Below are 12,074 nucleotides of genomic sequence, written 5' to 3'. Positions count from 1 at the left end.
GTGACGCCGCTCACAGAGAGGCGGTGGCTGTGCCGGGCACGGTGCGGGTGTTCCTCGTCGACGACCACGAGGTGGTCCGCCGGGGCGTCGCCGAGGTGCTCGAGGACGACCCGGCCATCGTCGTCGTCGGCGAGGCCGGCTCCGTGGCCGAGGCGCTCGCGCGGGTGCCCGCGGTGCGGCCCGACGTCACGGTCGTGGACATGCGCCTGCCCGACGGCGACGGCGCCGAGGTGTGCCGGCGGCTGCGCGAGCTGGTGCCGGCGCTGCGCTGCCTGGTGCTGACCAGTTACGCCGACGAGGAGGCGGTGGCGGCCGCGGTCGCCGCCGGTGCCGCGGGCTACCTCCTCAAGCAGGTCCGCGGAGCCGCGCTCGTGTCGGCGGTCCTGGCCGTCGCGGCGGGGGGAACCCACTTCGGCGTCGCCCCGCCGGAACGTGCCGTCCCCCGGTCCCGGGCCCCGGAGCGGGACCGCCGCCTGGCCACCCTCACCGAGCAGGAACGCACGGTGCTGGGGCTCATCGGGGAGGGGCTGACCAACCGGCAGATCGGCGAGCGCATGGGGCTGGCCGAGAAGACCGTGAAGAACTACACCAGCCACCTGCTGGCCAAGCTCGGCCTCGAGCGCCGGACGCAGGCGGCGATCCTGGCCACCGAGCTGCGCGACCGCGGTTGATCAGCCGGGCGGGGGGTGCGGGACGGCCCACCGCACCGCCGTCCCGGGTGGGCCGGCCGTGACCACCATCCGCCCACCGCGACGTTCGGCGCGGTCGGCCAGGTTGGCCAGCCCGCTGCGCGCCGCGACGGCCGGCATGCCGCATCCGTCGTCGGTGACGACCACCGCGACCTCGCCGTCGGCCAGCACCTCGACGGTCACCCGGGTGGCGCCCGCGTGCCGCACCACGTTGGTGAGCAGCTCCCGGACCACCGCGACGACGTCGTGCACCAGTGCGGGCGGCAGGTCCTCCGAGCCGTCCCGGACGCGGAGGTCCACCCGCAGGCCGTGACCCTCGGTCACCGACCGCACCACCTCGGCCAGCCGGGCGCGGACGACGTCGGACGAGCCCGCGGAGTCCTCGTGCAGCTCGAAGATCGCCGTCCGGATCCGGGCGATCGTCTCGTCGAGCTCGTCCACCCGCTCCGCGATGCGGGCCGCGGCCGCCGGGACCTCGCTCTCCAGCGAGCGGCTGATCCGGTCCAGGGCGAGGCCGGTCGCGTAGATGCGCTGCACCACGTGGTCGTGCAGGTCCCGGGCGATGCGGTCACGGTCGGCGCTCACCCGTAGATCGCGCTCCCGTGCCTGGCTGCGCGCCAGCTCGAGCGCCACACCGACCTGGGCGGTGAAGGCCGAGGCGAGCTCGAGGGTCTCCGCGTCGAACGCCGGGCGGCCCAGCGACCGGACCGCCACGATCGTCGCCGGCGCCGGTCGCCCCGGCAGCGGCACGACGAGCCCGGGGCCGAAACCCCCCGCCATCAGCTCGCGCACCACCGGCGCGTAGGGCCGGCTCTCGGCGACGGCGGTGATGTCGTCGAGCAGCACCGGCACGCCCGCGGCGTGCGCCGCGCGCAGTCGCGTGCCGGCCATCGGCATCCGCACGCCCTCGGCGTCGGCGCCCCGCTCCCCTGCGGCGGCGAGGACGGTGAAGGTGTCCTCGTCGCCCTCGTGCGGGGCCAGCACGCCGCAGAGGTCGGCGTCGGCCAGCTCCGTCACCCGCTCGGCCACCTCGTGCAGCACCCGGTCGGGATCGGTTCCCGACAGCAGCGAGGTCACCACGGCCGCCGCCGCCTGCGCCCATCCCTGGCGCCGTTCGGCGGCCTCGGCGAGGCGGGCGTTCTCCACCGCGAGGCCGGCGGCTGCCGCGAGGGCCTCGACCACCTCCTCGTCCGCGCCGGTGAACCCACCGCCGCCCCGCTTCTCGGTGAGGTAGAGGTGCCCGAACACCCGCTCGCCGGCGGGCACGGGCACCCCGAGGAACGACCGCATCGGCGGGTGGCCCGGCGGCAGCCCGACCGCTGCCGGATGCGAGGAGAGGTCGTCGAGGCGCAGCGGTACCGGGTCGTCGACCAGCAGGCCGAGGATCCCGCGGCCGTCCGGCAGCCGGCCGATCCGCGCGGCGTCCTCGTCGTCCATGCCGACCACGACGAAGCGCTCCAGCCGGCGCCCGTCGGCCGAGAGCACGCCGAGGGCGCCGAAGGTGGCGCCCGCGTGCTCGACCGCGGTGCGGACCACCTCGGAGAGCGTGGCGTCGAGCCGCCCGCCGTCGGCGGCCCCGCGGACGGATGCGGCAGCACGGAGGGCGGCCGCGAGCCGGGTCGCCGCGGCGGTGCCCTCCCGATCGAGCGGGGGCACGGCCCGATCGGAGGACGACGTCACGGCCGGTGGGGGACGCCGCCGCTCAGGCGCCGCGGGCGAGACGTCGGGCGGGGGTGCGCGGCACGGCGGGGCGCAGGAGCGTCTTGCCGCTGCCCGTCACGAGGACGAGGTCCCCGCCACGGGCGGCACCGGAGAGCGCGTCGAACACCGGGCGCTCGAGGACCGCGGTGCGGGCGCGGCCGTGCACGCCGGTCTCGGCGATGGCCCGCAGGAGCTGCGCCTCGACGCGGGCGCGCGCGGAGGCCACCACGGCCGGCGACGGCTCGGCGGCACCGTCGGTCACGCAGGCCGCGATGACGGTCGCCTCGCGCCGGGCGGCCTCGCGCAGCGCCCAGACGAGGGAGCGGTGGGCAGTGGGACTGCCGTCGACGTCCACGAGCAGCGCGGGGGGCTGCCGCCGCGGACGCAGGTGGCCCAGGCGGAGTGGCTCCACGTCTGACATGACCCCATCGTGGCGGCGCCGCGACGCGCCGTACAGGGACCTAGGGCCTGCTGACCTGCGCGTTCCTCGGGCCGATGCGGTTTCGGAACGTCATCACTCGGTCGCGCTGTGCAGTCTCCGCCCCCGGACGCCGACCACGGCGGTCGCGCCGAGCTCGTCGGCCGAGTGCGCCTGCACGCGCAGGCCCGCCGCGCGGACCGCCGCGGCCGTGCCCTCGGCCTGCTCGTCGCTGGTCTCGAGCACCAGCGCACCGCCGGGGGCGAGCCAGTCGGGAGCGCCGGCGGCGACCCGGCGGTGCAGGTGCAACCCGTCGGGACCGCCGTCGAGGGCGGTCCGCGGTTCGTGCAGCCGGGCCTCCGGCGGCATCAGGGCGATGGCGTCGGTCGGCACGTACGGCGCGTTGACCAGCAGCAGGTCGACCCGGCCGCGCAGGCCGGCGGGCAGGGCCGCGTAGAGGTCGCCGCGGTGGACCTGCCCGCCGAACGGCGCGAGGGTGCGCGCGGCGCACCGGACGGCGACGGGGTCGAGGTCGGCGGCGTGCAGCTCCAGCGGGCCCGCCGCGGCGGTGGCGACGGCGGCACCCAGGGCGCCGGTGCCGCAGCAGAGGTCGACGACGACCCGCGGCGAGGGCGCGGCGGCCAGGGCGAGGTCGACGAGCAGCCGACTGCGCTGCCGGGGCACGAACACCCCCGGCTCGACCGGCACCCGCACCGCGCCGAACTGCGCCCAGCCGACGACCTGCTCCAGCGGCTCCCCGGCCACCCGGCGGGCGATCAGGTCGGCGAGCTCCGCGGGGTCGTCGGTGGCGTCGAGCAGGACCGCGGCCTCGTCCTCGGCGAACACGCAGCCGGCGGCACGCAGCGTGCCGGCGACGGCGGCGGGAGAGGGCAGGGGCACCGGGGGAGTCTGCCGTGCCCGGGGCCGGGAGCCGGGCCAGACTCGGTCGGTGGACCCCTACGCAGGCTTCCCCGCCGGCTTCTTCTCCCGGGCCGACGAGACCCCCGACGCGGTCTTCTACCGGCCGGAGCGCCTGGTCACCCACATCGACGAGAGAGCGATCGCCGCAGTGGGGGCGTTGTACGCGGAGCTGGGGATCGACGGCGACGCCGCCCGCCCGGTGCGGGTGCTGGACCTGATGTCGTCGTGGATCTCGCACTTCGGCGTCCCGCCGGCCGAGCTCGTCGTCCTCGGCATGAACGGTGCCGAGCTCGCCGCGAACGGGGCGGCGACCGACCGGATCGTCCACGACCTCAACGCCGACCCGCGCGTGCCGCTGCCCGACGCCGACGTGGACGCCGTCGTCTGCTGCGTCTCGCTCGACTACCTCACCCGGCCGATCGAGGTCCTCGCCGACGTGGCCCGTGTCCTGCGCCCGGGCGGCGTCCTGGCGGTGACGTTCTCCAACCGGTGCTTCCCCACCAAGGCGGTGCGCGGGTGGCTGTACACGCCGGAGGAGCGCCGCGGAGACCTGGTGGCCGAGCTGGTGCGGCGAGCGGGCGGCTTCGCCGAGCCGGCGGTCGCGCTGCGGACCCCGCCCGGGTTCGGGGACCCGCTGTGGGCGGTGACCGCCGTGCGGGAGGGCAACGCCTGACCGGAGGGCCGGGCGAGGAGAGCGGGTGACGAGAATCGAACTCGCACTGTCAGCTTGGGAAGCTGATGTTCTACCATTGAACTACACCCGCGTACTGCTCTGACCTGCGGTTTCTCAGCCGCGGAGCCTCGGCCGGGAGCCGAACGAACAGTCCCGTGGAGGATACACGGCCGCTGGTCCGGTCAGGACACCCGCTCCGCCGGCTCAGGCCCGGCGGGCCCGGATGACGACGGTCGTGCCCTCCGGGCTCGGGGTGGCGGTCACCTCCGCGAAGGCGCTCATCAGCATCGATCCCCGGCCGCGGTCCATGCTCGGCACCCGCTCGCGCCAGTGCCCGGAGTCGCGCACGGTGACCACGACGTCGTCGTCCCCCACGGCGACGGCCACCTCGATCACCGGCTCGGTGGGGTCCTGGGCGTGCTCGATCGCGTTGGTCGCCGCCTCGCAGGTGGCCAGCAGCAGGTCGTAGGCGAGGTCCTCGTCGAGGCCGGCGCTCTCGAACAGCGCCCGGAGCCGACGGCGCAGGGCCGGGATGGACGCCGAGGTCGAGGGGAAGCGCCAGCGCTCCGAACGGTCGGCCGGCGGGGGAGGCGTGCTCTCCGGGCGCGGCGCGGGGGCCAGGCTCATCGGGTCCCGAGGCCGCGGCGCGACGGTGGGCGCCGGCGCCGTGTCGACCGGCGGGGCGGGGGCCTCGGCGGCCGGCTCCGACCGGGTGCCGGCCGCGCGGTCGAGGACGGCGCGCACCCGCGCGACCAGCTCGGCGGACTCGAAGGGCTTGGGCAGGTAGTCGTCGGCGCCCGCATCCAGCCCCTCGACCGCCGCCTCCTGCCCCGCGCGCGCGGTCAGCATCACGACCGGGAGGTCCCGGGTGGCGGGGTCCCCGCGCAGCGCCCGGAGGAGCTCGAAGCCGTCGAGGACGGGCATCATCACGTCGGTCAGCACGAGGTCGGGGTGCGACCGCGCGATCTCCCGCAACGCCTCCTCGCCGTCCCCCGCCGTCCGGACGTCGTGGTGCGGGGAGAGCAGCCGGGTCAGGTAGGCCCGCATGTCGGCGTTGTCGTCGACGACGAGCACCGCGGTCCGGGGTTCGCCCGGAGCGGCCGCGGGGGCATCGGACCAGCCGGGGTCGTCGTCCCACGGGGTGAGGGCGGAGGCCCGCGCGGCGTCGGAGGCCTCGGACGCGCCGGTGCCGTCGGCGTCGGGCCGGCCGTAGGGCACCCGCACGGTGAACGTGCTGCCCACGCCGGGCTCGCTGGCGACGGTGACCTCGCCGCCGTGCAGGGCCACGAGCTCGGCGACCAGCGCCAGGCCCAGGCCGGTGCCCTCCCGGCTGCGCGCGCGGCTGTCCGAGCCGCGGTGGAAGCGCTCGAACACGTGCGGCAGCTCGTCTGCGGGGATGCCGACGCCGGTGTCGGACACCTGCAGGACCAGCCCGTCGTCCGCACCGCGCAGCGCGACGGCGATGCTGCCGACGAACGTGTACTTGACCGCGTTGCTGACCAGGTTGAGGACGATCTTCTCCCACATGCGCGGGTCCACGTACGCGGTCCGCGCCAGGGGCGGGCTGTCGACCGTGAGCTGCAGGCCGGCCCGCTCGGCGGCGGCCCGGAGGACGCCGGCGAGCTCCGCGGTGAGCGCGGCGACGTCGGTGGCCACCCGGACGGCGCCGGTGCGCCCGGCCTCGATGCTGGCGAAGTCCAGGAGGTCGTCGACGAGCCGGCGCAGCCGGTGCCCGTTGCGCTGGGCGAGCACGAGCCGGTCCCGGACGTCGGCGGGCAGCCGGTCCGCGCTGTCGGCCAGGACGTCGGCGAGCGGGCCGAGCAGCAGCGTCACCGGGGTGCGGAGCTCGTGGCTGACGTCGGAGAAGAACGCCGTCTTGGCCCGGTCCAGCTCGGCCAGGGACTCCGCGCGCGAGCGCTCGGCGGCGTAGGCCCGGGCGTTCACCACGGCGCCGGCGACCTGCCCGGCCAGCAGCTCGTGGAACGAGCGGTACTCCGCGTCCAGGGCCCGGTTGGGGTTGACCCTGACGACGAGCGCCCCGAGGTGCCCGCCCCCGGTGCCGGCCGTGAGCGGCAGCACGACGAGCTCGGTGACGGGGTCGCCCAGCGGGCCGCCGCGGGCGCCCAGGTCGCCGACCCGGAGGTCCTCGAGCGCGGCCGCCGACGGGACCGTCGCGGGCAGCCGGTCCTGCTCGCACCCGCAGGCGGCCACCAGGTCGAATCCCTCGCCGTCGAACCCCTCGCCGTCGAACCCCTCGCCGTCGAACCCCTCGCCGTCGGACCGGCCGAGCCAGACCGCGGCGAGCGGGACGTCGACGGCCTCCTCGTCGATCGCCGCGCACATGGCCCGGACGACGGCGGCGTCGTCGTCGAGCCGGCCGCCCGAGCTGGCCACCCGGCGCAGCAGCTCCTGGCGACGCTCGGCGAGCACCTGTCGGGTCACCTCGGTGCAGACGGCGTGCATGCCGGCCACCTCGCCGTCGTCACCGAAGGCGGGGGCGTGGGAGACGGTGAAGTACGCCTCCTCGCGGTAGCCGGCGCGCTCGAGCGGGAGGAGGAGCTGGGGGATCCAGCTCGGCTCCCGGGTGGCGATGGCGTGCTCGACCGGCCCCTGCAGGGCCGACCAGCCCTCGGCGAGGGTGATCCGCAGGTCGTCGCCGATGGCGCCCGGGTGCTTGGCCCCGATCAGCTGGGCGTAGGCGTCGTTGTAGATCTGGGTGTACTCGGGGCCCCAGGTGAGGATCATCGGGAAGCGCGAGGCGAGCACGGTGCGGACGGCGAAGCGGAGGCTGGCCGGCCACGCGGACACCGGGCCGATGGGCGTCCGGGACCAGTCGAGCGCCGCCATCAGGCGCCCGTTCTCACCGCCGCCGGAGAAGAGGTCGGCCCCGGAGGGCGCAGCCGGTTCCTCCGCTGGCACGCACGACCTCCCACGCTCCGCGACGATCCGCTGGCCGATGGCGCGGAGGGGGACACGCGTCCACCGGTGCTGGGCCCGGGAGTGGGCCGTCCCCGCGATCCCCAGAACCGTACATGCGGCGTCCGGCGGCCGTCCGGCGCCGGGGCGGACCGCCCCGGCGCCGGCCCGATCAGCGGCGCATCTCGCCCAGGAAGGAGATCGCCTCCGCGCGCAGCTGCTCGGCCATGCGGGAGAGGCCCGCGCCCTCGGTACCGGCCAGGCCCGCGGACAGGGTGCCGTCGACCGCCTCGGCGATGCCGTCGCTCAGCCCGTTCATCTCGCCGACCGTGCCGCCGATGCCGCTCATCACCGAGGCGACGTCCTCGCACGCCCTGCCGATCTGCTCGACCTGGCCGGCGACCCGCTCGGTGGCCCGTGCGGTCTGGTCGGCCAGCTCCTTGACCTCGGAGGCGACGACGGCGAAGCCCTTGCCGGCCTCCCCGGCGCGAGCCGCCTCGATCGTCGCGTTGAGCGCCAGCAGCCGGGTCTGGGCCGCGATGGCGTCGATCAGCGCGATGATCTCGACGATCTCGGCGGAGGACCGGGTCAGCGACGCGATCGTGCTCTGCGCGTTCTCCACCTCGGTGGTGGCCGCCGTCCCGGCCGAGGCCAGGCCGGCCGCGGTCGCGCTCAGCTCGGTGGCCGCGGCGGCGACCTGCTCGGACATCGCCAGCACGACCGACTCGAACCCGTCGGCCATGGTCAGCCGGGCGTCCTGGGCCTCGGCGACCCGGCCGCTGGTCCGCTGCATCGCCTCGCGCGCGGTGTTGATGTCGGTCGCCGCCTTCCGGTAGGCGCCGGCCAGCCCGGTGAGCAGCACCTTCCGGTGGTAGCGGCCCTCGGCAGCCGCTGCGAGCGCCGCGCTCGACTCCCGGACGAAGGCGTCGCCGACGTCGAGCACGCGGTTGACCTCGGCCCCCAGTGCCACCAGGTCCGGCAGTGCGTCCGAGCCCGGCACCGGGGTGACCCTCGCCTCCAGGTCGCCGCGAGCCGCCGCGGCGCAGGACGCGGTCAGCTGCGCCACGAAGGCCCGGTAGACGGCCAGTTCCTCGGCGTCACCGCGCCGTCCGTTCGCCCGCATGCCCACGTCAGCGCTCCTCGGCGTCGATGACCGACCAGATGAACTCCTCGTACGACCCCGCCTGTGCCGCGACGAGCTCGGCGAGCAGGGCCGAGGAGGCCTCGACGGCGGCGCGGGCGCTGGTGTGCCGGCGCTCCTCGGCGAGGAGCTGCTGGTACAGCGGCCGGAGGCGGTCGACCGCGCGCGGTGACGGGCGGCGACGGTTGGAGTGGTAGCCGACGACGCGGCAGCCGGCGTCGTAGGACGGCGTCACGTGCGCGAGGACCCAGTACGAGGCGCCGTCGGCGGCCAGGTTGTCGATGTAGGCGAACAGTTCGCGGCCCTCGGCCAGGGTGTCCCACAGCAGCTTGAAGACCGCCCGGGGCATCTCCGGGTGGCGGATCAGGTTGTGCGGCTGCCCGATGACCTCGTCCAGCGTGTAGGCGCCGACCCGCAGGAACACGTCGTTGGCGTAGGTGATGAGCCCGCGCCGGTCGGTCTTGGACACGATCAGCTCGTCGGCGGAGAAGGTGCGCTCCTCCCCGGTGGGACGGACGACGCGGCGCGCGGTCCGGGAGGCGCCGGGAGGGGCGAGGGTGTCCGGCACGGGGGCTCCATGGTCGGGTACGGACGGAACGCCTCCCTCATCGGCAGTGCCTCGGTCGGCCGGAACCGGTTCGGCCGCTTCCCGTGAGCGCCGCAGCGCCCGCCCGGGGGTCCCGGACGGGCGCTGCGGTGGTGCGGTGGTGCGGGTGCCGTCAGAGCGCCCGGCCGTAGCAGGACGTGGAGCAGTCCATCGCCCAGAACGCGGCGTCGAGCGAGCCGAACCGTGTCGTGCGGACCAGCCGCTCGCCGTTCGGCCCGGTCGTGCTCGAGGCCCCGGTGCCCGGCGTCGAGCCATCCGGTGTGGTCCCACCGGGCGTGGACCCGCCCGGCGGCGTGCCACCCGGCGTGGTGCCCGGCGTCGTGCCGCCCGGCGCGGGCGTGGTGCCCCCGCCGGTGCCCGGCGGGGTCCCGCCGCCCGTCCCGGGGGTCCCGCCGCCGGTCCCGGCGGCACCGACGTACGTCAGCGCGCCGGTCAGCACCTGGGTGGTGCCGTCGGGGGCGAACAGGTGGACGTCGTAGGTGCCGGCCGAACGGGCCGGCGCCCGGAAGACCACCCGGGTGGTCGAGGAGCTGACCACCGTCGCCGCGGCCGTGTCGCCGACACGGACCCGGACACCGGCAGGCAGCGCCTGGGCCGTGACGGTCACGGTCGTGCCGCCCGCCTCGGGTACCTGCGTGGGGTTGATGGAGGTGACCTGGAAGGGACCGGTCGCGGGATAGGTGATGGTCCCGCCGCCCGGCGCGGTGCCCCCGCCGCCCGGCGCGGTGCCCCCGGAGCCGGGCGTGGTGCCCCCGGAGCCGGCGCCGCCGGTACCCGAGCCGCCCGTACCCGAGCCGCCCGTGCCGGAGCCGCCGCTGCCCGGCGTGGTGCCGGGGGTGCTGCCGGGGGTGCTGCCGCTCCCACCGGTGCCGGGCGTGGTGCCGGCCCCGCTGTCGCCGGGCGTGGTGCCGGCTCCGCTGTCTCCGGGCGTGGTGCCCGGGGTGGTGCCGCCGCCGGTACCCGGGGTGCCGCTGCCGCCGGTGCCGGGCGTGCCGCCGCCGGTGCCGCCGGGCGTGGTGCCCGGCGTGGTGCCCGGGGTGGTGCCGCCGCCCGAGCCCGGGGTGGTGCCGCCACCGGTGCCGGGCGTGCCACCGCCGGAGCCGCTGCCTCCCGAGCCCGGAGTGGTGCCGCCGCCCGTGCCGGGGGTGGTGCCCCCGCCGGTCCCCGGATCGGCCGGTGGCGTCGTCGCCGCAGCGCCCACCAGCACCGGCACGGCGGTGGTGCGACCCAGCGGGTCCCCGTCGCGGTACAGCTGGACGGTGAGCACGTAGCGGCCCTCACCCAGGTCCAGGCGCGGGGAGAGCACCAGGCCGTCGAGCGAGGCGCGGCCGCCCAGGGTGAAGCCGACCATGCCGGTGTCCCCGGTGGTCAGGGTCGCGCCGGCGAGGGTGATCGGCTCGTCGGCGACGGCCCAGACCTCGCCGTCGTGGGCCATGCCCAGGCCCAGGGTGACCGCGTAGGTGCCCGCCGCGGCGGTGCCGGTCACGCTCACCGTCGGCGTCACCGGGCCGGCGGCCGGGGCGTTCACCGACGCGAAGCTGTACCGGACGGCGCCGGTACCGACCGCCGCCAGCCCCTCGAGGGTCAGCCGGCCCCCGGTCACCGCACGGCCCGCCAGCGCGGGGACCCGCTGTGCGTCGTCCAGCAGCGCCTGCCGGACCTCCTGCGGGGTGGCTCCGGGCATGGCCGCCCGGTACAGCGCCAGGGCCCCCGCCACCTGCGGTGCGGCGATCGAGGTGCCGCTGGTCAGCCGGTAGCCGCCGTCGTTCCAGGTGCTGAAGACCAGCGTGCCAGGGGCGAACACGTCGACCGACGTCGCGCCGTAGGCGGAGAAGTCGCTGACCGTGTCCGAGGCGGTCGTCGCGCCGACGGTGACCACCGTGTCCTCGGTGAGGCTCGCCGGGTACACCGGCGACGTGTCGCGGTCGGCGGAGTCGTTGCCCGCCGCGGCCACCACGATGGTGCCCTTCGTCGCGGCGTAGGCGACCGCGGAGCGGAGCACGGTGAGCGGGTAGCCGCTCACCTGGCCGCCCCACGAGGCGTTGACGACGTCCGCGCCGTGGTCGGCGGCGTAGCGGATCGCCTCGGCACCCAGCATCACGTCGACGCCGCTGCCGCTGCCGATGACCAGCGGCATGATCGTGACCTCGGGCGCGATGCCCGCCGTCCCCCGGCCGTTGCCGGCGCGGGCGCCCACGGCGCCGGCCACGCTGGCCCCGTGCGTGCCGTTGACGCCGTTGTCGACGTCGGCGGAGTTGGTCGTGAAGTTCCAGCCGTGGCAGTCGCCGGCCTTGCCGTTGCCGTCGGTGTCCGCGCCGCCGCAGCGCTCGTCGGGGTTGGTCCACAGCGCCCCGGCCAGGTCCGGGTGGTCGGAGTCGTAGCCGGTGTCGACGACGGCCACCACGACGCCACCGCCCGTGCCGGCCTCCCAGCCCGCGGTCGCGTCGGCGTCGGCGTCGGCGACGGCGCTCTGCTGGTAGGCGTTGCTGCCGCTGTTCTCCAGGTTCCAGCCGTAGGACGACCAGTACGGGTCGGTCACGGTGCCGAACACCGGGAGCGTCGGGCTGGGGGCGACGTCGGCCACGCCGGTCACCGCGCGCAGCACGTCGGGGGCGAGGCCGTCGGTGGCGACCAGGGCGCTGCCGTCGGTCAGCCGCTGGGCGCTGGCGACGCCGGGCAGGACCTCCAGCGCCCCGAGCAGCGGGGTGGCGTCCCCGGCGCTCGCGGTCACCACGTACCGGGTGAGCCCGTCACCGGGCCCGAAGTCGCTCGCGATCTGCACCGGTGGCAGGTCCGGACCCGCCAGAGCCGAGTACACGGCGGCGCCGGAGTAGCCGGCCACGGCCGCCGTCACGAGGACGACGGCCTGGGCACGCCTGGTCAGGTGTGGCACGGATGTTCTCCCCACGGGGCCGGGGCGCTCCCCCGGACGACGACCGGTCCGTGCATGGACCGGCGGAACGGGATCGACCAGGTCCGCGCGGGTCTTGAGGCAGGTGGCGCCGGAT

General features: G+C 76.6%; 9 protein-coding genes and 1 tRNA gene. 2 read left to right on the top strand and 8 right to left on the bottom strand.

The genetic code is table 11. The features are described 5' to 3' along the window. The first annotated feature begins 23 nt into the window (after window positions 1–23). The gene (locus tag DQ240_RS17590) at window positions 24–671 is read left to right on the top strand and encodes a response regulator transcription factor (RefSeq protein WP_113840924.1); all 648 of its coding nucleotides are present in this window, start codon (window positions 24–26) and stop codon (window positions 669–671) included. Here the strand turns inward: DQ240_RS17590 and DQ240_RS17585 are convergent, their stop codons facing one another. The 3 genes from DQ240_RS17585 to DQ240_RS17575 form a co-directional block, all read right to left on the bottom strand. Then, window positions 672–2,345 carry a GAF domain-containing protein gene (locus DQ240_RS17585; protein WP_113840923.1) on the bottom strand — a complete coding sequence of 558 codons (1,674 nt, stop codon included), beginning with the start codon at window positions 2,343–2,345 and terminating at the stop codon, window positions 672–674. It abuts the gene before it with no gap. Window positions 2,346–2,391: 46 nt separating this feature from the next. Beyond that, window positions 2,392–2,811 carry a universal stress protein gene (locus DQ240_RS17580; RefSeq protein WP_113840922.1) on the bottom strand — a complete coding sequence of 140 codons (420 nt, stop codon included), beginning with the start codon at window positions 2,809–2,811 and terminating at the stop codon, window positions 2,392–2,394. A 93-nt stretch (window positions 2,812–2,904) separates the two neighbouring features. After that, window positions 2,905–3,708 carry a putative protein N(5)-glutamine methyltransferase gene (locus DQ240_RS17575; protein ID WP_113840921.1) on the bottom strand — a complete coding sequence of 268 codons (804 nt, stop codon included), beginning with the start codon at window positions 3,706–3,708 and terminating at the stop codon, window positions 2,905–2,907. A 49-nt stretch (window positions 3,709–3,757) separates the two neighbouring features. On the opposite strand from DQ240_RS17575, the gene DQ240_RS17570 reads away from it, so the two are divergent. Further along, window positions 3,758–4,402 carry a methyltransferase domain-containing protein gene (locus tag DQ240_RS17570; protein WP_113840920.1) on the top strand — a complete coding sequence of 215 codons (645 nt, stop codon included), beginning with the start codon at window positions 3,758–3,760 and terminating at the stop codon, window positions 4,400–4,402. Window positions 4,403–4,422: 20 nt separating this feature from the next. Here DQ240_RS17570 and DQ240_RS17565 read toward each other — a convergent pair. The 5 genes from DQ240_RS17565 to DQ240_RS17545 all read right to left on the bottom strand — a co-directional run bounded on the left by DQ240_RS17565 (window position 4,423) and on the right by DQ240_RS17545 (window position 11,959). Further along, a tRNA-Gly gene (locus tag DQ240_RS17565) sits at window positions 4,423–4,493 on the bottom strand. A 113-nt stretch (window positions 4,494–4,606) separates the two neighbouring features. Beyond that, window positions 4,607–7,321, bottom strand: a complete 2,715-nt coding sequence (locus tag DQ240_RS17560; RefSeq protein ID WP_233498802.1) for an ATP-binding protein — start codon at window positions 7,319–7,321, stop codon at window positions 4,607–4,609. A gap of 169 nt (window positions 7,322–7,490) precedes the next feature. Beyond that, window positions 7,491–8,027, bottom strand: a complete 537-nt coding sequence (locus tag DQ240_RS24535; RefSeq protein WP_369832017.1) for a methyl-accepting chemotaxis protein — start codon at window positions 8,025–8,027, stop codon at window positions 7,491–7,493. A 421-nt stretch (window positions 8,028–8,448) separates the two neighbouring features. Continuing rightward, window positions 8,449–9,027, bottom strand: coding sequence for a PAS domain-containing protein (locus tag DQ240_RS17550; protein ID WP_199589375.1), 579 nt, complete (start codon window positions 9,025–9,027; stop codon window positions 8,449–8,451). 151 nt (window positions 9,028–9,178) lie between these two features. Beyond that, window positions 9,179–11,959 (bottom strand): S8 family serine peptidase, encoded by a 2,781-nt coding sequence (locus DQ240_RS17545; RefSeq protein ID WP_147262018.1) that lies wholly within the window; start codon window positions 11,957–11,959, stop codon window positions 9,179–9,181. Between the last annotated feature and the right edge of the window lie 115 nt (window positions 11,960–12,074).

It is taken from the genome of Blastococcus sp. TF02A-26 (assembly GCF_003319125.1).
In the GTDB taxonomy this organism is placed as follows: Bacteria; Actinomycetota; Actinomycetes; order Mycobacteriales; family Geodermatophilaceae; genus Trujillonella.
This window is presented reverse-complemented; position numbering and strand designations above follow the sequence as displayed.

Coding starts and splice junctions, on each gene's coding strand:
- DQ240_RS17580 (WP_113840922.1), bottom strand. CDS start 2,811: ATGTCAGACGTGGAGCCACTCCGCCTGGGCCACCTGCGTCCGCGGCGG.
- DQ240_RS24535 (WP_369832017.1), bottom strand. CDS start 8,027: ATGTCCGAGCAGGTCGCCGCCGCGGCCACCGAGCTGAGCGCGACCGCG.